Raw genomic sequence first — 22,017 nt, 5'->3', positions numbered from 1 at the left:
CCATGCGCACCGCTTTTCTGGCTCATCAGGAGGATTTCGAAGGATGGCGCGACGCCGCCCGGTCGCTTGCGTTGAGCCGTGTCCCGCCGAGCGAAATCCATTGGCAGGTGGGCGATGCGCCGCACGACCTGTTCGCCGATGAAGCCGTGCTGGCGTCAGATGACGGCCCCGCCTTTTCCGTCCCGCGCCCGTTCATCGAGCTCGCGCGCTCCGTCGTCTGCCATAGCGATCCGGAGCGGTTCGCCTTGCTCTACACATTGCTGCTGCGCCTGCGGGCCCATCCAGGCGCGATGGAGGACGCGGCGGACCCGCTTCTGCAGCGGCTCGAGAGCATGGCCAAGGCGGTCTGCCGCGACATCCACAAGATGCGCGCCTTCCTCCGCTTCCGCGAAGTCGAGGGGGCGGATGAAGCGGGCGGCACCCGTTACGTCGCCTGGTTCGAGCCGGAGCATCATATCGTCCGCGCCAATGCGGGCTTCTTCGTCCGCCGTTTCGCCTCGATGCGCTGGTCCATCCTGACGCCGGAACTTTCCCTCCATTGGGACGGCGAGACGCTCAAGGAGGGGCCCGGAGCCACCCGCGCCGATGCACCATCGGGCGACCAGGTCGAGGAGGTTTGGAAGACCTATTACGCCTCCATCTTCAATCCGGCCCGGGTCAAGGTCGGTGCGATGCTGAAGGAGATGCCGAAGAAATATTGGAAAAACATGCCCGAGACCGCGTTGGTCGGGCAGTTGATCGCAGGCGCACAGGCGCGGGAAGCGGAAATGGTCGAGCGCTCACGAGCGAAGATGGCGGAAGGGGGGCTCGCCGAAGCGGTCGCGGCCGAGAAGAGGCTGCAGCCGGGCGGCAACGCGCTGGCGGCGTGGGAGGCGTTGGTTGCCGAAGCGCGCAGCTGCACCCGCTGTGACCTCTACAAATGCGGCACCCAGACCGTGTTCGGCGAAGGCCCACTCGATGCGCGCCTCCTCTTCGTCGGTGAGCAGCCGGGCGATCAGGAGGACCTCGCCGGACGCCCCTTCGTCGGCCCCGCCGGCGGCGTTTTCGACAAGGCGCTGGCCGACGCCGGCGTCGATCGCGCCGCCACTTACGTCACCAATGCGGTCAAGCATTTCAAGTTCGAACGCCGTGGCAAGCGCCGCATCCATTCCAAACCGGACGGACCGGAGATAACCGCCTGCCGCTGGTGGCTGGAGCAGGAGCTGGCGCTGATCCGGCCGCCGATCACCGTCGCGCTCGGCGCCACCGCCGCCCGCTCCCTCTTCGGCAAGGCGGTCACCATTTCGGCCACGCGCGGCAAGCCGCACGCGCTTGAAGCCGGCGAAACCTGGGTCACCGTCCACCCGAGCTTCCTGCTGCGCGTCCGCGACAATCGCGAGGAGGAATATGCACGGTTCGTGGAGGACCTGCACGCGATCGGCGAGCGGGCGAAGGCCTTGGCGTGACCCCTAGAGCTTGACCAGCATCTTGCCGATATTGCCGCCGGAGAAGAGGTCCAGAAACGCCTGCGGCATCGCTTCGATGCCCTCGCGCACCGTCTCGCGTGACTTCACCTTTCCCTCTGCGATCCAGCTGCCCATGTCGCGGTAGAAGTCGGGCATCTCGGCCATGAAGTCGGTGAAGATGAAACCCTGCATGCGAATGCGGGCCGCGATCACGCGCATGATGTAGCGGAAGCTGGGCGGCGGCCCGGCATTGTAATTCTCGATCATGCCGCAGATGGCGAAGCGCGCATTGTTGCGGGCCGCGGCGAAGGCGGCGTCGAGATGATCGCCGCCGACATTGTCGAAATAGACGTCGATTCCCTCGGGCGCTGCGTCCATCAATTGCCTGACGACACGTCCGGCCTTGTAGTCGATCGCCGCATCGGCGCCGAGCTCGCGCACCCAGGCGCATTTCTCCTCCCCGCCCGCGGAGCCGATCACCGTCATGCCCCTGGCCTTGGCGATCTGCACGACGGCGGAGCCGACCGCGCCCGCCGCGGCCGAGACAAAGACAACATCTCCTTCCCTGGCCTCCGCCACGCGCAGCAGGCCGAAATAGGCGGTAGCCCCGGTGAGGCCGAGATTGCCGAGCCACTGCTCGTCCGGCACGCCCATCGCCGGCACCTTGGTGAAATGCTTCGCCTCGCCTACCGCCTGCTCGCGCCAGCCCATCATGTGGAGGACGGTGTCGCCGACATTGAGATCGGGCGAGCGCGATTCCACGACCTTGCCGACCGCTCCGCCCTGCAGCGGCGCGCCGACCTCGAAGGGCGGCACATAGCTTTTCACGTCGTTCATGCGGCCGCGCATGTAGGGATCGACCGACAGCCAGCGGTTCTCGACCCGCACCATCCCGACCTGGAGCGGCTGGGGGGCGATGTCCCTGAGGTCGAAATGGGTCATATCGGGCAGCCCCGAAGGCCGCGATGCGAGATGCCAGGCGCGCGTGCCGGTCATGAGCCTCTCCTTCTCGTTGCGATCCGCAACCTAGCCAGGGCCGTTCCGCAAAGAAAGCCCGGCCACGCGGCCGGGCTTCCAGTGCGTCCCCGCGCCCGTCGCGCGGAGACCGGGGGAACCGCCCTCAATAGGTGCCGGAGAAGCTCCGGTTCAGCACGTGCGGGCCTTCGCTGCCCTGGTCTTCGCGTTCGAAGAGCGCCCGATTGCGGTCCTCGTCGCGCCACGCGGCCATGGCTTCGGCCGACGTCTTGTTGACCATCACCTTCTCATCGACCCGTTCGATCCAGGAGCAGGGGATGGAATGATGATGTCCGCCGGCGCTCGGATCGCTCTTGGTGAGGATGATCCGGTCGCCGCGCACCTTGTCGACGGTGCCGATATGCTCGCCATCCGAGCCCATCACTTCCATATGCTCGGTGACCTGGCCCAGCGACTGGCGCTGACCCTGGCGTTTTTCGCGCCAGCCGCCGAATTCCTGCTCGAAGCGGGACTGATGTTCGCGGCGATATTCGTCATAGTCGCGGTCGAGCTGCTGCATCTGCCGCTGGCGCCACTCCGAATAGTTGCGGTCGTGGATATCGCCGCCATAGACGCTCGCATAACGCGCCGAAGAGCCGCCATAGCCCGGCGACATCATGCCGTAGCCGCCTCCATAGGTGCTGCCCGCCGGAGCCGACATCGGATGAGCGCCGTGCGTGCCGGTGCTGCCCACGTCGATGCGGTCGAAGCGACGGCCGCCGGCGCCATAGCCGCCGAAGCCGGACCCGCCCCAGGTGCTCGCCGTACCGGCGTAGCCCGACTGGCCGGAATAACTCGTATCCTGGCCATAGTCGCCCCTGGGATATTCCTCGTTGGAGCGGTTGAAGTCGCTGCCATAATAGCCGCCGCCATAATCGCTGGAGCCGTAGCGGTCGCCATAGCCTTGCTCGCGTTCCCAGCGCCGCTGGTCGCGTTCGCGGCGGCCTTCCGCCTCGTCGTCGCCGAACCAGGAGCGGACTTCGTCGCCGGCCCGGTCGAAGAAGCCACGATCCTCATCCTCGCGATAGCCGCCGCCGTAGCGGGAGCCGCGCTCCTCGTCGCCGCGATAGCCGCCGCCATAGCGTGATCCACGCTCGCGATCGCGCCATCGATCCTGCGAGCGATACTGGTTGCCGTATCGATAGTCGCCACGTTGATTGGCCATGAAGACTCTCCTTCTTTTCCTGATGGTTCGCCGGCTTCACGGACGGTGAGTCCGCGCTTGCATTCCAGTGATGAAACGAAGGAAGGGAGAGCCTCGTTCCAGCCCCGAGGGCCAGCCCGTTGCGGCCCGGCGGCGGAACGACCGTTCTCCTTTTTGACGAGGCTTCCGCGCACATGAAATGCCGCATTGCACCCGGCGCGCGGCGCGGCTATGGGGAGCGCCTTCGCCCGACAGGCGCGGGGCCGTAGCTCAGCTGGGAGAGCGCTGCAATCGCACTGCAGAGGTCAGGGGTTCGATTCCCCTCGGCTCCACCAACCTTCCGTAGACATAACCAACGATGACAAAGGATCGTGGGTCTCGGAAAACTCAGCAATTCGTCGGGACTTTCGAGAAGGCGCTAAGCTGACCGGTAGCTGACAATCCGCTGCCGAAATTAAGGTTGCGACTGCGGCGGCGTCCAAGGTTGCTTCGCCGAAGAGCTTTCGCGCGCGTCGCTGCGCCACCGGGCAGCCGGGTCTGGTGCTCACTTCCGAACCGCAGCCGCAGACCGGCGTTGAGGACGAGCCCCTCGGTCGCGCCCAACGGAGTTCACCATGCGCGGCCGAGACAAGCCCCGGCACGCTTGATTGGAGCAACATGAAAGTTCCCGACCGTACCTTGATCAGGAACCTCGTTGTTCGCGAATGGCGCGAGCTGGTGACGATCAAGGCCAGCGACCGTCCCTGGCAGATGCCCTTCGCGGCGGCGATCGCCAGCGGCGGCCCGATGCTCGTCGCGGCGGCCTTCGATCGGGTCGCGGAAGGCGTCGTGGCGGCTCTTGCCGGGCTCGTCTTCCTCTATCTGCCGTCCACGCCGATGCACCACCGCATGGTCACCTTGATGGCGTGCGCCTTCGGGATGATCAGCTGTTTCGCCTTGGGTGCGCTCAGCCACCTCGTGCCTGCCGCCAGGGTGCCGCTCATCACTCTCTGCGCGATCCTGGTGACGATGGTCTGCCGCTACTATCGGGTGGCTGCGCCCGGCAGCCTGTTCTTCATCATGACCGCCGCCATCGCCGCCTATTCGCCCGGAACCCTGGCGGATGCGCTGTTCAGGACCGGCATATTGGCCATCGGCTGCATCAACGCCGTTTTGATCGCCTTCCTCTACAGCCTGCATATCCTCAGGCGCAGGCGGCCCGATCCCATTCCCGCGATCCAACAGCCGACTTACGACTATGTCTGGGTGGATTCGGTGATCATCGGTTTGCTGGTCGGCCTCTCGCTGGCCGTCGCGCAGCTGCTCTCGCTCGAAAAGGCCTATTGGGTTCCGGTGAGCTGCCTTGCGGTCCTTCAGGGGCTGTCGCTCCGGGCTTCATGGAACCGGCAGGTGCACCGCATTCTCGGGACCGGTATCGGCCTAGGCGTCACCTGGGTACTGCTGCTGGTGCTGAAGGACGGATGGACGATCGCAATCGCCATCATCCTGCTGACGTTCCTCATCGAGACCGCGGTGGTTCGGCACTATGGCTTCGCCGCGATCTTCATCACGCCGCTGACCATCCTGCTTGCGGAGGCGCCGATGCTCGGCGACGAGTCCAGCACCGGTCTGATCCAGGCGCGCTTCATCGACACCTTGCTCGGTGCATACATCGGCTTCATCGGCGCAGTCGCGCTGCACAGCCCGGGCTTCCGCAGCCGGTTCGGACGCGTGCTGCGCCGGCTGTCGCCGAAGCGGCTCGCAGACCTCGATCAATGATCCAGCGCCGCCGCGGTCAGAGGCGGCCGGCCTCGCCTGCGATAAACGCCTCCAGCGCCTCATAGGCCTCGTCGTCGGGAAGCTGGCGCGGCGGATGCTTGCAGAAGAACATGGCGGGGGCGTCGATCGCGCCGGCGAGGCCCCGGTCCTTGGCGAGCTTGGCGCAGCGGATCATGTCGATGGCGACGCCCGCCGAATTGGGGCTGTCCTCGACCGACAGGCGCAGCTCCAGGTTCATCGGCACGCCGCCGAAGACCTGGCCCTCCATGCGCAGGAAGCAGATCTTGTTATCGTTCTGCCAGGCGACATAGTCGCTGGGACCGATATGGATATTCTCGTCGTCGAGGCGATGCTCGGCAACGGATTGCACGGCTTCCGTCTTCGACACCTTCTTCGATTTGAGGCGCGACCGGTTCAGCATGTTGAGGAAGTCGGTGTTGCCGCCGGTGTTGAGCTGATAGGTGCGGTCCAGCTTCACGCCGCGCTTGTGGAAGAGATCGGTGAGGACGCGGTGGACGATGGTGGCGCCGAGCTGGGCCTTGATGTCGTCGCCGATGACGGGAACCCCGGCTTCCTCGAAACGGCGCGCCCAGGCCGGGTGGCTTGCGATGAAGACCGGCATGTTGTTGACGAAGGCAACGCCGGCCTCGAGCGCGCATTCGGCGTAGAATTCCGTCGCCTGCTGGCTACCGACCGGCAGATAGTTCAAGAGCACGTCGGCTTTCGTCTCGCGGAGCGTCTCGATCACCTCGGCCTTGTCCGGCTCCGGCGCGTCGGCGAGGAGGAAGGTGCGCTCGGGCGGAGCGTCGGCCATATGGTCGGACCAGCCGTCGAGGATACAGCCCATGCGCACCTTGACGCCGGCGTGCGGGACATGATCGCAAAAGACGGTCGTGCAATTGGGCTTGGCGAAGATCGCTTCGGAAATGTCGCGGCCGACCTTGCGCTCGTCGACGTCCCAGGCAGCGACGAACTTGATATCCTTCGGCCGATAGCCGCCAAGGTCCCAGTGCAGAAGGCCGATCTGCTCGTTGGCGCCGCCATTTTGATAATGAGCAATGCCCTGCACCAGCGAGCTGGCACAATTGCCGACGCCGACCAGGGCGACGTTGATATCGTGACGTCCGGGATCGTGCAGGCTCATGCGACCGCCGCCTTTCTCTGCGCCGGCGCGTAGCGCTCGATCATCCGCGCGCAGAAGTCCGCGAAATACATCGGGTCCTTGGGGGGGCTCGTATAGTGGGGCGCGACGCCCTCATGATCGGGCGTGAAGCAGAAGGTGACCGTCGTCTCGAACGCCTCGAGCGCCTCCATCTGCCGGTCGAACCAGGCCTCCCAGCCGGGCCGGTAGCTGTCCCACCAGCTGAGCCCGGTGCGGAGATGGGTAACGCCGAGCCGCTTCATCCAGGCGACGGCGTCGTCGAGGCGCGGATCCTCGAAATGGAACCACTGCATGATGCCCATCTGCGGGCTGTGCCGCGCGAAGTTTTCCAGCGCGAGCTTGGGTGTGCCGTCTTCCTTGATGAGTCCCATGTAGAAATGGCGGTAATAGCTTGAGCCTTCGGCCTCGCGGTGGCGGGTCGTCGCCTCCCATTCGCGCGGCAGGTCGAACAGGCTGTACCAGAAGACGCGCGGCACGCGGCCGAGCAGCAGCTCCGCGGTCTTCTCCAGACCGAACACCTGCACTTCCTCGGCGCCGAAGCTGCCGACGCCGACTTCGGTCGCCCAGATTTCATGATCGGGCGCGACGGCTTCGATCTCGGCGATGCGCTGGGGCCATTCGTGGATCGGCCACAAGTTCCAGTCGAGCGGGAAGCCGTGCACCGCCACCACATCGACCTCGTCGAGGACGCCCATGGTTTTCATGCGATTGATGAAGTGCGGATCGATGGGCGAGATTCCGCCCAGCACCCGCTTCACGTCCGGGTTGACCGAGGCGATCGCCTTGCCGGCCTCGATCGCGGTTTTGGCGAAGATCGACCATTCGGGATCGAGCTCAGGGTCCCAATGCGACTTATTATTGGGCTCGTTCCAGATCATCGCCGCTTCGATCACTTATTCGCCTCCCTGCGCCGGATAGACCGCGCCTTCACCCCATTCCGAAAACGGCACCGGCGCCGTTCGGCAGATATAAACTTCCTCCTCGATCCGCTTCTCGATGGCGAAACCGGCCGCGCGCAGCATCGCCTCGGCACAGGCCCGGTTCGGCACCCACCAGTTGGTCCAGTCGTGCGCATATTTTCGCTCGACGAAATGGAGCTTGGGATAGCCGGTCTCGAAGAAGACGCTGGATTCCTCGAACGGATAATCTTCCTCAGTCTTCAAGACATGGGGGGAGCCGCGCTGCATCGACTGGAAAAGCAGCATGTCGCCAGCGACATACTCGCGAATGAGGTCGAGCGCGAGCAGCGGATGGCGCAGATGGTAGAGCACGCCCATGAAGACGACGAGGTCGAACCTCTCGCCGAGCGCGCCGACGTCATAAACGGAGAGCTTGCGGAACTCGATCTCCTGATCCAGCGCGTCGGCGGCGAAACGCGCCTGCTCCAGATAGCGATCGTCGCTGTCGATGCCGAGCACGCGCTTCGCCCCGCGGCGCTTCATCTCGATCGAGTAGAAGCCGGCGTTGCAGCCGATGTCGAGCACGCTCTTGCCGCTGAGATCGGCTGGAAGATGAGGCGCGAAGCGGCGGTATTTCTCACCTGGATAGTCCCCCAGGAAGTGGTCGCCCGCAGTCCAGACGCCGCCCAGATTGATGTTGTGGAACCAGGGGCCGAGCGCCTCGACCCTGTCACGAAGCTCCTCGTCCGCTCTGCTGCGCTCCGCGAGCTTCATTCGGAATTCTCGTGCATTGCGTTCGTCACCGTTTCTAAAAAGACGCTTCGCTTGCGCAACGGTTGCCGGCGAAACCTGTTCCGCAGCGGCTCGATCATCCCTGGCCGGCATTTTACCGCATGGGCCGGAACCAAAGGGGGAGCAGCAACTTAGAGGAACATGTCGGTAGCCAGCCATGACTGGACCGGAGCTGTCCGTCGGGGCGATTACGCGCTCGCCTGGAAGCTATCTGAAGGCATCCTCGCGGCGCGCGATCCCGGAAAGCGGGACGATCCTTCGACACCCTATCACCTCAGATGGGTATGGGACGGCCGATCTTTTGACGGGCGGCATGTGCTTGTTCGCTGCTATCACGGGCTGGGGGATACGATCCAGTTCGCGCGCTATCTTCCCATCCTGCGGCAAAGCGCTGCCTCGGTCGCGATCGAGGTCCAGCCGCGGCTCGCCTGCCTGCTCGACCATTTTCCCGGAGTGGATCGGATCGTCGCCTTCGATCCCGATAGTCCCAGCGCGGAATCGGATTGCGACATCGAGATCATGGAGCTGGCATTCGCGCTCCGGACGCCGCCTTCGAGCGTTGCTCCGCCCTATCTTCAAGCGGAGGCGGCATCGCTCCCGAAGGGCACGGTGGGGCTGTGCGGTCGGGCCGGTGCCTGGGACAGCCATCGCTCCATCCCTGCAGAACGCCTTCTTCCCCTTGCGGAACGGTGGCCCTGCCTCACGCTGGATTGCGGCCCCACCAACCTTCCCGTCCTCAACCCCGAAGGATGTCCTCATGATGTGGAGGCGACGGCGAGCTTGATCGCCGGCCTCGATCTGGTGGTCACCGTCGACACCTTCATCGCGCATCTCGCCGGGGCTTTAGGGAAGCCGGTCTGGCTGCTCCTGAAACACGAGCCCGATTGGCGATGGTCGCCCCTGTCGTGCCGGAGCGACTGGTATCCTTCGATGCGACTTTATGTTCAGCCCGCGCCGGGCGACTGGAGCTCACCCATCGCCCAGGTCGGCCGGGACCTTGCTCAACTCAAAGCGTTCGTAGCCGAACAGTTCAGAGGAGCGGATCAATGGGAGACGCCGCATGCCCGCTCGTTCCCCTGTCCTGGGGAGAGTTGCTCGACAAGATCACGATCCTCGACCTCAAGCGAGAACGGATCGCTGACTCGACCGCCGTCGGGAACGTGAACAAGGAATATGGCCTTCTCAGGGGCGTGGCCTCGCCAGTCATGCGCAGAACCGCCGTCGTCTTGCTGATCGAGCAGCTTCGGGAGGTGAACGCGTCGCTATGGGATATTGAAGAGGCGATCAGACAGAGGGAGACGGACGCCGATTTCGGCCCGGAGTTCATCCGGCTCGCGCGCTGCGTGTACCAGAGCAATGACCGGCGGGCCGCGCTCAAGCGTGAAATCAACATCCTCCTCGACTCCCCGATAATCGAAGAGAAGAGCTATCATGCCGGAGCCTCGTCGCTCTCGGGGCTAGCGGTCCGATTCGAGCCACCATCTCCAGTTGAGCGACACGAGGCGGCCGCCCCATTCGCCTATGACGAGCCGCGAGACCGAGGCCGGATCGATGTCGAACCGAAGCAGGTTGTCGAAGGGTAGCCCGAGGTAGCGGGCGACCACGGCCCTGATGACATCGCAATGGGTGACGCAAACGACCGTCTTGCCGGGATGATCGTGGGCGATGTGTTCCAGTGCACGCGCCGCCCGGTCAGCTGCCTCCCCGATGCTTTCACCACCGGGCGGACGAGCGGTGCCGCGGGCTTCGTTCCAACGCTGCCACTCGGGATCGCCCTCCAGTGCGTCGAAGGACAAGCCCGTCCATTCGCCAAAGTCGATCTCGTCGACATCCTCGGCGATACGCACCTTGAGCTCATGCCGGTCGGCGATTTCGCGTGCCGTATAGTAAGCGCGCTCCCGCGGCGACGAGTAGACGGCAGCGATCGGTTCGGCACCCAGCAGGTCGGCTATAATCGTCGCCTGTTCCAGCCCTTCCCTGCTCAGCGCCACATCGCGCCGCCGCCCGGTCAGGACCTGCCCCAGATCCACATGCGCAGCATGGCGAATTAGGAGTATGTCGGTCGTCACCGGCGGCGACTTGGTCGATCAGGCATCATCTACAACGATCGACTCTTGAACGACGCCGCTCCGGCCCTCGATACATTTCCGCAATGGAACTGCTGCGGAACTATGTCCGCTTTTGATCGGTTGATGATGAAGAAGATGATGCAAACTAAACCTATGTAAACCTTAAAAATCGCTACGGATACGCAATGAACTGGCCGGTGGGAACAACAACAGGTTCAACTCGGTTCGTTCACATAACAATCCACTAACGGACGGCTTCCAACACCGTTCCCGCCATAACAATGTAGCGGAGGGCAAGACCTTATGGAGACGATTCTCGTAACGGGCGGCGCGGGATTTATCGGGCGAGCGGTGACCGGGGAGCTGCTTCGCCGCGGCCACCGGGTCCGAGTGCTCGATAGCCTGATAGAGCAGGTTCATGGTGCCGACGCCGACGCGAGGTCAGTCACCTCGGATGTCGAATTCTTTCATGCGGACGTGCGCGATGGCGCCAAGGTTGCCGAGGCGCTGCGGGGGGTCGACAGCGTCGTCCATCTCGCGGCCGAGGTCGGGGTGGGTCAATCCATGTATGCGGTCGAACGCTACACGTCGGTCAACGACGTCGGCACCGCCGTTTTGTTCGAGAAACTGATCGACCAGCCGGTCCGCCGCGTCGTCACCGCCTCCTCGATGAGCATCTATGGCGAAGGCCTCTATCTCGATGCCGATGGCGAAATGGTCGAGAATGCAGAGCGGCACCCGCGCGCCAGCTCCGATCAGGCCTGGGACCCGCTCGACGGCCGTGGCCGACCGCTGACGCCGGTCGCGACGCCGGAATGGAAGCGGCCGCAGCTCGCCTCCATCTACGCCCTCAACAAATATGTGCAGGAGCGCACCAGCCTCATCCTCGCCAATGCCTATGGGATGGAGGGCGTGTGCCTGCGCCTCTTCAACGTCTACGGCCCGGGCCAGGCCCTTTCCAATCCCTATACCGGCGTTCTCGCCATTTTCGCCTCGCGCCTGCTCAACGGACAGCGGCCGATGGTCTTCGAGGATGGCGAGCAGCGCCGCGATTTCGTGTATGTTGGCGACATCGGCCGCGCCTTCGCCGACGCGCTGGAACTGCCGCAGGCGGCGGGCGGCGTGTTCAACATCGGGTCGGGCGACGACCGCTCCGTCAACGAGGTGGCGCGGGCGCTCGCCGGTGCCCTGGGCCGCAACGATGTCGAGCCGGACATCGTCGGCAAGTCGCGCATCGGGGACATCCGCCACTGCTTCTGCGACACCAGCAAGGCGGCCGAGACGCTCGGCTTTCGCGCCGTCAAGGACTTCCACGAGGGCCTGACCGAACTGGCCGAATGGGTGGCAGAGCAGACGGCCGACGATCGCACGCAAGAGGCGCGGGCCGAGCTGGAAGTACGGGGTCTTGTCGCATGATCCCCGCCGATCGGAGGCCCGTTCTCATCACCGGGGGCGCCGGGTTCATCGGCTGCAACATCGCCGACCGGCTCGCTCGCGAAGGTCATGACATCCTGATCTACGATGCGCTGTCGCGGCCCGGCGTGGAGGCCAATCTCGACTGGCTGAAGGAACGCTATTCCGATCAGATCACGCCCATTATCGCCGACATAAGGGACGAGGAGGAGCTGTCGCGCGCCGCGCGCGAAGCCAAGGCGGTGTTCCACATGGCTGCCCAGGTCGCCGTCACGACCAGCCTCACCGACCCGCGCGACGATTTCGAGATCAATCTTCGCGGCACGCTCAACCTGCTCGACGCGCTGAGGCTGCACGGCCGCCCGACGCCCGTCATCTTCGCCTCGACCAACAAGGTCTATGGCGATCTCGCCGACCTCGATTTTCGGCTGGAGGGGCAAGGCTATGCGCCTCCGGACGAGGCGGTGGCCGCGCACGGCATAAGCGAGGCAAGGCCGCTCGACTTTCACACGCCCTATGGCTGCTCCAAGGGCGCGGCCGATCAATATGTGCTCGACTATGCCCGCAGCTACGGTCTTCCCGCCGCGGTGCTGAGGATGAGCTGCATCTACGGCGTCCGGCAGATGGGCACCGAGGACCAGGGCTGGGTCGCGCATTTCCTGATCCGCGCCCTCGAGGACGAGCCGATCACCCTCTATGGCGACGGCCACCAGGTCCGCGACATCCTCGACGTTTCGAACGCCGTCGACGCCTATCTCCGGGCTTGGCAGCGCATTGGCCACATCTCGGGCCATGCCTTCAACCTCGGCGGCGGCCCGGCCAATGCCGTCTCGTTGCGCGAGCTTGTGACCTATATGGCCGAGCTCCTCGGTCGCCAGATCGACGTGCGGTTCGACGATTGGCGCGCGGGCGATCAGCGCTGGTTCGTGGCCGACACCCGGGCGATCCGCCGGGCGCTTGACCTCTCGCCGGCCGTGCCGTGGCGGCAGGGCGTCGCACGGCTGGCCGAATGGCTGTGCGAATGCCGCAGCCTGCGCACCCGGCCCGAGCTGGTCGAGGCGGCACAGTGAAGATACTTCTGACCGCCGATGCCGTGGGCGGCGTCTGGCAATATGCAACCGACCTCGCCCAAGGGCTTGCCGACCTCAATATCCAAACCGTGCTTGCCGCCATGGGCCCACCGCCCTCCCCCCGGCAGCGTGACGCGGCGCGATCCATCGACGGTTCGACCCTGGTTGAGACCCATTTGCCGCTCGACTGGCTGGCCGAAAGCCCGAAGGCCATCGCCGACGCGGGACGGACGCTCGCGGAGCTTGCTCGCCGGCACGACGCGGACCTGGTCCAGCTGAACGCGGCGGCACTCGCAGCGGAGACCGAGTTCGACCAGCCGGTCGTGGCGGTCGCCCATAGCTGTCTCGGCACCTGGTGGCGGGCAACCAAGGGCGATGATCCGGACAGCCCCTTCCGCTGGCGCTCCGAGCTGACCGGCCAGGGCCTCGCCCTCGCCGATCGCGTCGTCGCGCCGACCAAGGCTATCGCGCGGGCGACGAAGGAGGTCCACCGTCTCGCCCAGCTGCCGACGACGGTTCACAACGGCCGCAGTCTCCGGCCCGTGGAGCCCGTCGCTTCGCACGACTTCGCCTTCACTGCCGGACGGCTGTGGGACAAGGGCAAGAATGTCGCGACCCTGGACGGCGCGGCGGCGCGACTCCCCTTCCCGCTCCACGCCGCCGGCCCGATCGAAGGTCCCAGCGGCGACAGGATCGAGTTCAACCACATCCACGCGCTCGGCACGCTGAGCGATCGCGAGATTTCGTCCTGGCTCGGGGCGCGGCCGGTGTTCGTGTCCGCCGCGCTCTACGAGCCTTTCGGCCTCGCGGTGCTGGAGGCGGCCGCTGCCGGCTGTCCGCTCGTCCTCGCGGACATCCCAACGTTTCGCGAGCTTTGGCACGGCGTCGCGGTCTTCGTCGACCCGATGGACGCCAACGGTTTCGCCGAGGCGATCAGCCTCGTCGTCCGCGACGATTTCGCGCGTGCCGAGATGGGCCGGCAGGCGCAGCTTCGCGCCGCCCAGTTCAGCGTTGAGGCGATGGCGGGCAAGATGGCGGCCATCTACCAGTCCCTGCTCCGCCCACAGGCCGCGGCCACCCTGGCGCAGGAGGTGGCGGCATGAAGATCGTCTATTTCACCCATTCGCTCGCCAGCTGCTGGAACCACGGCAACGCCCATTTTTTGCGCGGCGTGCTGCGCGAGTTGATCGCGCTCGGCCATGAGGTGCAGGCCTATGAGCCGGAAGGCGCCTGGAGCCTCGCCAATCTGCTGGAGGACCATGGCCCCGAAGGCCTCGACGCCTATCGCGACGCCTATCCGGAGCTGCGGTCGGAAAGCTATGGCGAGCGGGGGGACCTGGCTCGCATGGTCGACGGCGCCGACCTCGTCATCGTCCATGAATGGAGCGAACCGGATCTGGTCGCGCGGCTTGGCAAGCTGCGTGCGCAGGGCGCGCCCTTTCTACTGCTCTTCCACGACACGCATCACCGCGCCGTCAGCGAGCCCGAGGCGATGCGCGCCTACGATCTTTCCGCCTATGACGGCGTCCTCGCCTTCGGAGAGGCGCTCGCCGAAGTCTATCGCGGCTGGGGCTGGGGCGACCGGGCGTTCGTCTGGCACGAGGCCGCCGACCTTCGCCATTTCCATCCGCCGGCTGTCGAGCGGGAACGGCAAGGTCTCGTCTGGATCGGCAATTGGGGCGAGGGCGAGCGCACCAAGGAGCTGAAGGAATTCCTCTTCCGCCCCGCCCGCGAGACCGGCATCGGCCTCGACGTCTATGGCGTGCGCTATCACGAAACCGCCAAGGCGACGGTGCGGCGCTATGGCGGCCGCTATCATGGCTGGCTCCCCAATGCGGCGGCACCGGACGTGTTCGCCCGGCACCTCGCCACCATCCATGTCCCGCGCCGCTTCTACACCAGGCTGCTTCCGGGCATCCCCACCATCCGGATCTTCGAAGCGTTGGCCTCTGGCATCCCCCTCCTGTGCGCGCCTTGGGACGATGCCGAGGGCCTGTTCCGCGCCGGCACCGACTATCTGACCGCCTCCGACGGCGCGGACATGACCCGGCAGCTCGAGCGGCTGCAAGCCGACCCGGACCTTCGAGTCTCGCTGGTCCGGCATGGCTTGGAGACCATCCGCGCCCGCCACAGCTGCGCGCACAGAGCAGAGGAGCTCCTAGCCATCGTCACCCGCCTTCGTTCGTCCCGAGCGAAGTCGAGGGGCGTACCCACAGAGGCCGTACATCACGCGTCGACCGAGCCCGAGTTGAGGAGCGTCGCATGAAGATCGCCTTTTACGGATCGAGCCTTCTCTCCTCCTACTGGAACGGCGCGGCGACCTATTATCGCGGGCTGCTCCGGGACCTTGCGGGGCGCGGCTACGACATCACTTTCTATGAGCCCGATGCCTTCGATCGGCAGCAGCATCGCGACATCGAGCCGCCGGAATGGGCTCGCTCGGTCGTCTATCCCGCCACTCTCGAAGGGTTGCGAAGCGTCCTCAGCCAGGCCGGCGCCGCCGACATCGTCGTCAAGGCGAGCGGCGTCGGGGTGTTCGACACGGAGCTTCTCGAAGGCATCGTCCAGCATTCGCGGCCCGACGCGCTTCGGCTCTTCTGGGACGTCGACGCCGCCGCCACCCTGGACGAGATGCGCGGCGACGACGCCCATGTCGTCCGCCGGATGCTGCCGTCGCTCCACATGGTGCTGACCTATGGCGGCGGACCGCCGGTGGTCGAGGCTTATGAAGGCTTCGGCGCTCGTCTTTGCGTTCCCATCTACAACGCCCTCGACCCGACGACCCATTTCCCCGTCGGGCCGGACGAGCGCTTTGCCGCCGATCTGGCCTTCCTCGGCAACCGCCTCCCAGACCGCGAGGCGCGGGTAGAAGAGTTCTTTTTGAAAGCTGCTGCGCAGCGTCCCGGGCGGCGCTTCCTGATCGGCGGCAATGGCTGGGAGACCAAGGCGATGCCGGACAATGTTCGCCATCTGGGTCACGTCTACACCCACCAACACAACGCCTTCAATTGCACGCCGCTCGCCGTGCTCAATATCGCCCGCGACAGCATGGCGCATATCGGCTTCTCGCCCGCCACCCGCGTGTTCGAAGCGGCGGGCGCCGCGGCCTGCCTCATCACCGACGCCTGGGACGGCATCGAGCAGTTCCTGAAGCCGGACGAGGAAGTGCTGGTGGCCCTCGACGGCCGCGACGTGGCCGAGCATGTCGGTTCGCTCACCCGCGAGCGCGCTCGCACCATAGGCCAGGCTGCTCTGCGCCGGGTGCTGAGCCAGCACACCTATGCTCATCGCGGCGCCGAGGTGGACGCCCTGTGGCGCGAGCAGCGCGCGAAGCAGAGGAGCGCGGCATGAAGCTCGTCGTCCTCGGCCTCAGCCTGTCCTCCTCATGGGGCAACGGCCATGCCACCACCTATCGGGCGCTGCTCAGGGAATTCGCCGCCCGCGGCCACGACATCCTGTTCCTGGAGCGCGACGTGCCCTGGTATGCGTCGCACCGGGATCTCGCCGAGCCCGATTTCGCGCGGCTTCAATTCTATTCGGACCTGGATGAGCTGGCGAGTTGGCGCGGCGAGATCGCGGAGGCGGACGCGGTCATCGTCGGCTCCTATGTGCCGGAAGGGGTCGCCGTCGGGCGCTTCGTCCAGGGAGCGGCGCACGGGGTCACCGCCTTCTACGACATCGATACGCCCGTCACCCTGGCCAAGCTGGAGCGCGGCGATTTCGAATATCTGTCGCCGGAGATCATCCCCGGCTACGACCTCTATCTCTCCTTCACCGGCGGGCCCACCCTTCGCACCCTCGAAAGCCGCCACGGCTCGCCGGCGGCGCGGGCGCTCTATTGCTCGGTCGATCCGGAAGCCTATCCGCCGATGGACGTGCCGAAGCGTTGGGACCTCACCTATCTCGGCACCTACAGCCCCGACCGCCAACCGACGCTGGAGCGGCTGCTGATCGAGCCCGCGCGCCGCCTGCCGGAGCGGCGCTTCGCGGTGGCGGGACCGCAATATCCGGCGGACATCGACTGGCCGACCAACGTCGAGCGGATCGATCATCTGCCTCCCGCCCAGCATGCCGAATTCTACGCCGCCTCGCGCTTCACCCTGAACGTCACGCGAGCGAACATGATCGCCGCCGGCTGGTCCCCGTCAGTGCGGCTGTTCGAGGCCGCTGCTTGCGCCATTCCGGTGATCTCGGACCGATGGGAGGGCCTCGACACCTTATTCGCGCCGGACGCCGAAATCCTGCTCCCCTCCGGCACCGACGCCGTCATCGGCGCGCTCCGAACGACCACCGACGAACAGGCGCAGCGGATCGGCCGCGCGGCCCGATCCAGCGTGCTGCAGGCCCACACCGCCGCTCACCGTGCGGGCGAGCTCGAAACTTATCTACGGGAAGCGGCGCAGAACCGCTCCCTATCCGCCGCCAAAACAGAGACCCACATCCGGAGCGACGTGCAATGACAAGTAAGAACAAAACAATCCTGGTGACCGGCGGCGCGGGCTTCATCGGCTCGCATCTATGCGATGCCTTGCTCGGCGAGGGGGCGCGGGTAGTGTGTCTCGACAATCTCCTGACCGGGCGCGAGTCCAACATCGCCCATCTCCGCCGGGACCATCGGTTCGATTCCATCGAGAGCGACGTCGTCGATCCCCTTCCCTACCGTATCGCCGGCAAGGCGCGCTTTACCCACATTTATCATCTCGCCTGCGCCGCCTCGCCGCCGCATTATCAGGCGGACCCGGAGCATACGATGCTGACCTGCGTCGTCGGCACGCGCAACATGTTGCGGCTGGCGGAGGAGACGGGCGCGCGATTGCTGCTCAGCTCCACCAGCGAAGTCTATGGCGACCCCGAGACCCATCCCCAGCCGGAAAGCTATCGCGGCTCCGTCAGCTGCACCGGCCCCCGCGCCTGTTACGACGAAGGCAAGAGGGCGGCCGAGACTCTGGCCTTCGACTTCCACCGCTCCAAGCGCGTCGACGTGCGCGTCGCGCGCATCTTCAATACTTATGGCCCGCGCATGCGCCCGGACGACGGCCGCGTCGTGTCCAACGTCATCTGCCAGGCGCTCTCCGGCGACGAGATCACCATCTATGGCGACGGCTCGCAGACGCGCAGCTTCTGCTTCGTCAGCGATCTGATAAACGGGCTGATGCGCCTCATGGACAGCGACCGGCCGATCGACGTCCCCGTGAATCTCGGCAATCCGACGGAACTGACCGTGGGCGATCTCGTTGAGCGGGTCGTCGCCCTCACCGGCAGCAACTCGCCCGTTACCTACATGCCATTGCCGATCGACGATCCCCGTCGCCGCAAGCCCGACATTTCCCGGGCCCGCGAACTGCTGGGCTGGGAACCGGCCGTGGCGCTTCAAAAGGGGCTCGAACGGACGATCGAATGGTTCGCCTCCGAACAGGCGAAGTCGTCGCAACAATGGCGCGGCGTTGCCCATGCGGAGGCATCGCCGGCCGAGCGCCACCTGATCGCCGTTGCGGAGTAACGGGGCCGGCGGCGAAACCTGGGATGGGTCCTATGTCCGACGACAAAGGGGTCACCGTCGAGCCGCCGGAGTCCCGATATCTCGCCGCTCCGCTCGGGCGCAACATCGAGGCGCTGAGGCGTCGCCGGGAACGGAAGGAGGAGGAAGCCACATGGCGGGACCGTCTCGCCGGGAAGATTACGAGCTTCACCGGAAGCATGACGTTCGTGTTCCTCCACCTCGGCTTGTTCGGATTCTGGATCCTGGCCAATCTGGGCTGGGTGCCGCTGATAACGCCGTGGGATCCGACCTTCGTCGTGCTGGCGATGATTGCGTCGGTGGAAGCGATATTCCTCTCGACGTTCGTGCTGATTACCCAGAATCGAATGGCCAAGGCGGCGGACGAGCGCGACGATCTCGATCTCCAGACCAATCTGCTGGCCGAGCATGAAGTGACCCGGCTGATCGAGATGGTCTCTGCGATCACCGATCATCTCGGCATCGGCGACGCCAAGCCGGACGACGTCGAGGACCTGAAGCGCGACGTGGCACCGGAGCGCGTCATGGATGCCATCGAAGCCACCAAGAAGGAGTGAGGATGCTGGCCGCGAGTGAAATGTTGGACGATAAGCCCGTCTCGACCGCCACGATGCGTGCCGCCGTGCTGAGCCAGCCCGGCCGGATCCGCATCGACGAGGTCGCAGTGCCGGAGCCGGGGCTGGGCCAAGTGCGGGTGCGGCTGGAAGGCTGCGGCGTCTGCGCCTCCAACCTCACCCCCTGGAAGGGGCCGGAATGGATGCAGTTTCCGACGGAGCCAGGCGCCCTCGGCCATGAGGGCTGGGGCGTCGTCGATGCCGTCGGCAGCGGCATCGACACCGTCTCCGTCGGCGATCGCGTCGCCGCCCTCTCCTTCAAGGCCTATGCCGAATACGACATCGCGGCCGCCGATGCCGTGGTGCCATTGCCGGCCGCTCTCGAAGGCCGCGCCTTTCCGGGCGAGCCGCTCGGCTGCGCGATGAACATCTTCCGCCGGAGCGCGATCGAGCCCGGCCAGACGGTAGCGATTATCGGCATCGGCTTTCTCGGCGCGCTCCTGACCCGCCTCGCAACGGATGCCGGAGCCCGCGTCATCGCCATCTCGCGACGCCCCTATTCGCTCGACGTGGCGCGGCAAATGGGTGCGGCGGAGACGATCGCGATGGAGGACCATCATGCGATCATCGAGCAGGTGAAGGCACTGACCGCCGGGCAGTTCTGCGATCGCGTCATCGAGGCGGTCGGCAAGCAGTGGCCGCTGGACCTCGCCGGCGAGCTGGTGCGCGAGGGCGGCCGGCTCGTCGTCGCCGGCTACCATCAGGACGGCCTCCGCCACGTGAACATGCAGCTCTGGAACTGGCGCGGCATCGACGTGATCAACGCGCATGAGCGCGACCCGAAAGCCTATATCCGTGGTATCGAGGAAGCCGTGCAGGCGGTGGCCTCGGGCCGGCTCGACCCCGACCCGCTCTACACCCATCGCTATCCGCTCGAGCAGCTGGTCGAGGCGCTGAACGCCACTCGCGACCGACCGGACGGTTTCCTGAAAGCGCTGGTGATCTTCCCATGAGCCCGGCCGCCGCCCTCGCGCCCGAAGCGGCCAAGCCCCGCGTCGGCTTTCTCGGCGTCGGCTGGATCGGCCGCCACCGCATGGAAGCGATCGCAACCAGTGGAGCCGCCGAAATCGCCGCCATCGCCGATCCTTCTGCCGACATGACGAAGGAAGCGGCGAAGCTGGCGCCCAAGGCGGAGCTGGCAGCCTCGCTCGACGATCTGCTCGCGCTCGGCCTCGACGGTATCGTAATCGCCACCCCCAGCGCGCTTCACGCCGAGCAGGCGATCCGTGCGCTCGACGCCGGCGTCGCCGTCTTCTGCCAGAAACCGCTCGGTCGCACTGCGGCTGAGGCGCGGCAGGTCGTCGAAGCGGCGAGGAGGGCGGACCGGCTTCTCGCCGTCGACCTCAGCTATCGCCATACCGCGGCCATGGAGAAGATCAGGGAGCTGGTCCGCTCCGGAGCGCTGGGCGAGGTCTACGCCGCCGACCTCGTCTTCCATAACGCCTACGGACCGGACAAGGCCTGGTTCTACGATCCGGCGCTGTCGGGAGGCGGCTGCGTGATGGACCTCGGCGTCCATCTCGTGGACCTCGCGCTATGGATGCTCGATTTCCCCGCCGTGACCCGCGTCTCCGCCAGCCTCTTCGCGGGAGGGCGGCCGCTGCAGCCGTCGCAGCAAGTCGAGGATTATGCTGTCGCCACGCTCCAGCTCGAGACGGGCGCCATCGTGCGGATCGCCTGCTCCTGGCGCCTCTCGGCCGGATGCGATGCCCTCATTTCGGCGGACTTCCACGGCACGAGCGGCAGCGGCGCCATGCGCAACGTGAACGGCTCCTTCTACGATTTCACGGCCGAACATTTTCAGGGCACCGCCCGTACTACCTTGGCCGTGCCTCCCGATGCCTGGGGCGGCCGCGCCGCCGTCGACTGGGCGCGGCGGCTGGCGGCTGGCGCCCGTTTCGATGCCGAGGCGGAGCGGCTGGTCGACGTCGCCGCCGCCGTCGATGCCATCTATGCTGAAGGTGCGGCCGTCCGCCGCTGATGGGAGGTTCGGCTCAGCCGGCTTGCCAAGCCCGAACGGCGTCGATCGGCGCGACCAGCATCAGGACGTTGAGCGTCAGATTATCGCGGATCGTCCAAAGGGTGAGAAGCTCGAAGCCGATCGCCAGCAGGATTGTGGCCCACAGCGGCAGGCGCCGGGCCAGCATGAAGCCCAGCGTCATCCAGCCGATGTCGGCCATGCTGTTGAGGACGCTGTCGCCATTATAGCCGAAGGCGAAGGTCGCCTCGCGATAACGATCGATGATCCACTGGCTGTTTTCCAGCAGCTCCCAACCCGCCTCGATCGCGACGGCGGCGAGGAAGCGGTCGCCGAACGGATTTTGCCGCAGGAAGAGCCAGCCGAGGGAATAGAAGAGAAAGCCGTGGATGATGTGGCTCGGCGTATACCAGTCGGCGAGATGCTGGCTGTTGTCAGCGCTCTGCACGGCACCGGTCCACAGCTTCACCTCGCCGCAGGTGCAGATCGGTGGACGGCCCATCCACAGCAGGATCGCGGCGGTGGCGACGACGATCGCAAGGGCGACAAGGCGGTAGTTGGCGCCGATCCGGCCAACGGTCCGTTCCGTCATTCGGCCACTCCGGCCAATTCGGCCAGCTTCGCGACCGTGCGGACATTGCGGCCGGTGGTGGGGGAGCCGCACACTTTGTCGATGAAGGCGGGCGTCAGCTTCGACGTTCCGACACCGGCGGGAAAGTGGAACCAGAGCGCCCCGCCCGCGGCCTTCACCCTTTCGTCCGCCTGAGCGCGCTCCAGCAGCCGGTCGGCGGCGTCGGGCGGCGGCGCGGCCTTGGAGAGAAGGAGCAGCACTCGGTTCGGCTCAAGCTCCGACTCCTCGGGAAAGGGATTGGAAGCCATCAGCGCCGGCCATTCATCGGCCGTGCGGACGATCACCTCGACGGGAAAACCGAAGCGGCTGGAGATCGCCTCCTCCAGCGTGCGCGCCACCGCATCGGCTTTCCCCTCGCCGGAGAACAGGAGGTTGCCGCTGGCGACATAGGTTCGCACGTCGGTGAAGCCGATTTCCTCGGCCAGCGCCTTCAGCGCCTTCATCGGAACCTGGCGCTTTCCGACATTGATGGCGCGAAGGAGGGCGATGAAGGTTGTCATGGGCCGCAGT

The 22,017-nt window shown here is 65.9% G+C and carries 21 protein-coding genes, 1 tRNA gene and 1 pseudogene; 15 read left to right on the top strand and 8 right to left on the bottom strand.

Annotation, left to right across the window (positions count from 1 at the left end; genetic code table 11):
* The first annotated feature begins 2 nt into the window (after nucleotides 1–2).
* A complete protein-coding gene (locus DF286_RS08940) occupies nucleotides 3–1,445 on the top strand; it encodes a UdgX family uracil-DNA binding protein (protein ID WP_109271116.1) in 1,443 nt (480 codons plus the stop codon).
* A 3-nt stretch (nucleotides 1,446–1,448) separates the two neighbouring features.
* Here DF286_RS08940 and DF286_RS08935 read toward each other — a convergent pair whose 3' ends face one another.
* Nucleotides 1,449–2,441: an NADP-dependent oxidoreductase gene (locus DF286_RS08935; protein ID WP_109271115.1), complete on the bottom strand. Its 993-nt coding sequence runs from the start codon at nucleotides 2,439–2,441 to the stop codon at nucleotides 1,449–1,451.
* Nucleotides 2,442–2,565: 124 nt separating this feature from the next.
* Nucleotides 2,566–3,624 carry a DUF2171 domain-containing protein gene (locus DF286_RS08930; RefSeq protein WP_109271114.1) on the bottom strand — a complete coding sequence of 353 codons (1,059 nt, stop codon included), beginning with the start codon at nucleotides 3,622–3,624 and terminating at the stop codon, nucleotides 2,566–2,568.
* Between the two features lie 238 nt (nucleotides 3,625–3,862).
* Between DF286_RS08930 and DF286_RS08925 the strand changes: the two genes are divergently transcribed.
* Both DF286_RS08925 and DF286_RS08920 read left to right on the top strand, forming a co-directional pair.
* Nucleotides 3,863–3,938, top strand: a tRNA-Ala gene (locus DF286_RS08925).
* Between the two features lie 322 nt (nucleotides 3,939–4,260).
* Nucleotides 4,261–5,361: an FUSC family protein gene (locus DF286_RS08920; protein WP_109271113.1), complete on the top strand. Its 1,101-nt coding sequence runs from the start codon at nucleotides 4,261–4,263 to the stop codon at nucleotides 5,359–5,361.
* A 16-nt stretch (nucleotides 5,362–5,377) separates the two neighbouring features.
* On the opposite strand, the gene DF286_RS08915 is transcribed toward DF286_RS08920, so the two are convergent.
* The 3 genes from DF286_RS08915 to DF286_RS08905 are packed head-to-tail and all read right to left on the bottom strand — an operon-like array spanning nucleotide 5,378 to nucleotide 8,196.
* A complete protein-coding gene (locus DF286_RS08915; protein WP_109271112.1) occupies nucleotides 5,378–6,505 on the bottom strand; it encodes an inositol-3-phosphate synthase in 1,128 nt (375 codons plus the stop codon).
* A complete protein-coding gene (locus tag DF286_RS08910; RefSeq protein ID WP_109271111.1) occupies nucleotides 6,502–7,416 on the bottom strand; it encodes a beta-xylosidase in 915 nt (304 codons plus the stop codon). Before DF286_RS08910 ends, DF286_RS08915 begins: the two co-directional genes overlap by 4 nt.
* On the bottom strand, nucleotides 7,417–8,196 hold the full coding sequence (locus DF286_RS08905; protein ID WP_109271110.1) for a TIGR04290 family methyltransferase: 780 nt from the start codon (nucleotides 8,194–8,196) through the stop codon (nucleotides 7,417–7,419). It lies immediately after the preceding gene.
* Nucleotides 8,197–8,355: 159 nt separating this feature from the next.
* Between DF286_RS08905 and DF286_RS08900 the strand changes: the two genes are divergently transcribed.
* Nucleotides 8,356–9,378, top strand: a complete 1,023-nt coding sequence (locus DF286_RS08900) for a glycosyltransferase family 9 protein (RefSeq protein WP_146193585.1) — start codon at nucleotides 8,356–8,358, stop codon at nucleotides 9,376–9,378.
* A pseudogene (locus DF286_RS15405) lies at nucleotides 9,261–9,605 on the top strand (DUF6165 family protein); the annotation flags it as partial. The gene DF286_RS08900 and the pseudogene DF286_RS15405, both read left to right, overlap by 118 nt.
* A 66-nt stretch (nucleotides 9,606–9,671) precedes the next feature.
* Here DF286_RS15405 and DF286_RS08890 read toward each other — a convergent pair.
* Complete coding sequence (locus DF286_RS08890) at nucleotides 9,672–10,283, bottom strand: histidine phosphatase family protein (RefSeq protein WP_109271109.1); 612 nt, start codon at nucleotides 10,281–10,283, stop codon at nucleotides 9,672–9,674.
* A gap of 303 nt (nucleotides 10,284–10,586) precedes the next feature.
* Between DF286_RS08890 and DF286_RS08885 the strand changes: the two genes are divergently transcribed.
* Genes DF286_RS08885 through DF286_RS08840 form a run of 10 tightly spaced genes read left to right on the top strand, consistent with a single transcriptional unit; the run spans nucleotide 10,587 to nucleotide 20,879 of the window.
* Complete coding sequence (locus DF286_RS08885) at nucleotides 10,587–11,699, top strand: SDR family NAD(P)-dependent oxidoreductase (RefSeq protein WP_109271108.1); 1,113 nt, start codon at nucleotides 10,587–10,589, stop codon at nucleotides 11,697–11,699.
* Entirely contained in the window at nucleotides 11,696–12,766 is a 1,071-nt protein-coding gene (locus DF286_RS08880; protein ID WP_109271107.1) for an SDR family NAD(P)-dependent oxidoreductase, read from the top strand. The genes DF286_RS08885 and DF286_RS08880 overlap by 4 nt, the downstream gene beginning before the upstream one ends.
* Nucleotides 12,763–13,869, top strand: a complete 1,107-nt coding sequence (locus DF286_RS08875) for a glycosyltransferase family 4 protein (RefSeq protein ID WP_243444775.1) — start codon at nucleotides 12,763–12,765, stop codon at nucleotides 13,867–13,869. Before DF286_RS08880 ends, DF286_RS08875 begins: the two co-directional genes overlap by 4 nt.
* The gene (locus tag DF286_RS08870) at nucleotides 13,866–15,032 is read left to right on the top strand and encodes a CgeB family protein (RefSeq protein ID WP_109271105.1); all 1,167 of its coding nucleotides are present in this window, start codon (nucleotides 13,866–13,868) and stop codon (nucleotides 15,030–15,032) included. The genes DF286_RS08875 and DF286_RS08870 overlap by 4 nt, the downstream gene beginning before the upstream one ends.
* The gene (locus tag DF286_RS08865) at nucleotides 15,029–16,117 is read left to right on the top strand and encodes a CgeB family protein (RefSeq protein WP_109271104.1); all 1,089 of its coding nucleotides are present in this window, start codon (nucleotides 15,029–15,031) and stop codon (nucleotides 16,115–16,117) included. The genes DF286_RS08870 and DF286_RS08865 overlap by 4 nt, the downstream gene beginning before the upstream one ends.
* Complete coding sequence (locus DF286_RS08860) at nucleotides 16,114–17,226, top strand: CgeB family protein (protein ID WP_109271103.1); 1,113 nt, start codon at nucleotides 16,114–16,116, stop codon at nucleotides 17,224–17,226. The genes DF286_RS08865 and DF286_RS08860 overlap by 4 nt, the downstream gene beginning before the upstream one ends.
* A complete protein-coding gene (locus DF286_RS08855; protein WP_109271102.1) occupies nucleotides 17,223–18,266 on the top strand; it encodes a UDP-glucuronic acid decarboxylase family protein in 1,044 nt (347 codons plus the stop codon). Before DF286_RS08860 ends, DF286_RS08855 begins: the two co-directional genes overlap by 4 nt.
* Nucleotides 18,267–18,298: 32 nt before the next feature.
* Nucleotides 18,299–18,841: a DUF1003 domain-containing protein gene (locus DF286_RS08850; RefSeq protein ID WP_109271101.1), complete on the top strand. Its 543-nt coding sequence runs from the start codon at nucleotides 18,299–18,301 to the stop codon at nucleotides 18,839–18,841.
* Between the two features lie 2 nt (nucleotides 18,842–18,843).
* Nucleotides 18,844–19,851: an MDR/zinc-dependent alcohol dehydrogenase-like family protein gene (locus DF286_RS08845; RefSeq protein WP_207790016.1), complete on the top strand. Its 1,008-nt coding sequence runs from the start codon at nucleotides 18,844–18,846 to the stop codon at nucleotides 19,849–19,851.
* Nucleotides 19,848–20,879, top strand: a complete 1,032-nt coding sequence (locus DF286_RS08840) for a Gfo/Idh/MocA family protein (RefSeq protein ID WP_109271100.1) — start codon at nucleotides 19,848–19,850, stop codon at nucleotides 20,877–20,879. Before DF286_RS08845 ends, DF286_RS08840 begins: the two co-directional genes overlap by 4 nt.
* Before the next feature lie 13 nt (nucleotides 20,880–20,892).
* On the opposite strand, the gene DF286_RS08835 is transcribed toward DF286_RS08840, so the two are convergent.
* Together DF286_RS08835 and DF286_RS08830 are read right to left on the bottom strand one after the other, a co-directional pair.
* Nucleotides 20,893–21,468, bottom strand: coding sequence for a DUF2585 domain-containing protein (locus tag DF286_RS08835; protein WP_109271099.1), 576 nt, complete (start codon nucleotides 21,466–21,468; stop codon nucleotides 20,893–20,895).
* Nucleotides 21,465–22,007 (bottom strand): DUF1697 domain-containing protein, encoded by a 543-nt coding sequence (locus DF286_RS08830; protein WP_109271098.1) that lies wholly within the window; start codon nucleotides 22,005–22,007, stop codon nucleotides 21,465–21,467. Before DF286_RS08830 ends, DF286_RS08835 begins: the two co-directional genes overlap by 4 nt.
* Nucleotides 22,008–22,017: the final 10 nt, after the last annotated feature.

The organism is Sphingosinicella humi (assembly GCF_003129465.1).
Classification (GTDB): domain Bacteria; phylum Pseudomonadota; class Alphaproteobacteria; order Sphingomonadales; family Sphingomonadaceae; genus Allosphingosinicella; species Allosphingosinicella humi.
This window is presented reverse-complemented; position numbering and strand designations above follow the sequence as displayed.

Excerpts from the sequence above, each read along its gene's own strand:
- DF286_RS08940 (WP_109271116.1), top strand. The coding sequence starts at position 3 with ATGCGCACCGCTTTTCTGGCTCATCAGGAGGATTTCGAAGGATGGCGC.
- DF286_RS08935 (WP_109271115.1), bottom strand. The coding sequence starts at position 2,441 with ATGACCGGCACGCGCGCCTGGCATCTCGCATCGCGGCCTTCGGGGCTG.
- DF286_RS08930 (WP_109271114.1), bottom strand. The coding sequence starts at position 3,624 with ATGGCCAATCAACGTGGCGACTATCGATACGGCAACCAGTATCGCTCG.
- DF286_RS08920 (WP_109271113.1), top strand. The coding sequence starts at position 4,261 with ATGAAAGTTCCCGACCGTACCTTGATCAGGAACCTCGTTGTTCGCGAA.
- DF286_RS08915 (WP_109271112.1), bottom strand. The coding sequence starts at position 6,505 with ATGAGCCTGCACGATCCCGGACGTCACGATATCAACGTCGCCCTGGTC.
- DF286_RS08905 (WP_109271110.1), bottom strand. The coding sequence starts at position 8,196 with ATGAAGCTCGCGGAGCGCAGCAGAGCGGACGAGGAGCTTCGTGACAGG.
- DF286_RS08900 (WP_146193585.1), top strand. The coding sequence starts at position 8,356 with ATGTCGGTAGCCAGCCATGACTGGACCGGAGCTGTCCGTCGGGGCGAT.
- DF286_RS08885 (WP_109271108.1), top strand. The coding sequence starts at position 10,587 with ATGGAGACGATTCTCGTAACGGGCGGCGCGGGATTTATCGGGCGAGCG.
- DF286_RS08880 (WP_109271107.1), top strand. The coding sequence starts at position 11,696 with ATGATCCCCGCCGATCGGAGGCCCGTTCTCATCACCGGGGGCGCCGGG.
- DF286_RS08870 (WP_109271105.1), top strand. The coding sequence starts at position 13,866 with ATGAAGATCGTCTATTTCACCCATTCGCTCGCCAGCTGCTGGAACCAC.
- DF286_RS08865 (WP_109271104.1), top strand. The coding sequence starts at position 15,029 with ATGAAGATCGCCTTTTACGGATCGAGCCTTCTCTCCTCCTACTGGAAC.
- DF286_RS08860 (WP_109271103.1), top strand. The coding sequence starts at position 16,114 with ATGAAGCTCGTCGTCCTCGGCCTCAGCCTGTCCTCCTCATGGGGCAAC.
- DF286_RS08855 (WP_109271102.1), top strand. The coding sequence starts at position 17,223 with ATGACAAGTAAGAACAAAACAATCCTGGTGACCGGCGGCGCGGGCTTC.
- DF286_RS08850 (WP_109271101.1), top strand. The coding sequence starts at position 18,299 with ATGTCCGACGACAAAGGGGTCACCGTCGAGCCGCCGGAGTCCCGATAT.
- DF286_RS08845 (WP_207790016.1), top strand. The coding sequence starts at position 18,844 with ATGCTGGCCGCGAGTGAAATGTTGGACGATAAGCCCGTCTCGACCGCC.
- DF286_RS08840 (WP_109271100.1), top strand. The coding sequence starts at position 19,848 with ATGAGCCCGGCCGCCGCCCTCGCGCCCGAAGCGGCCAAGCCCCGCGTC.
- DF286_RS08835 (WP_109271099.1), bottom strand. The coding sequence starts at position 21,468 with ATGACGGAACGGACCGTTGGCCGGATCGGCGCCAACTACCGCCTTGTC.
- DF286_RS08830 (WP_109271098.1), bottom strand. The coding sequence starts at position 22,007 with ATGACAACCTTCATCGCCCTCCTTCGCGCCATCAATGTCGGAAAGCGC.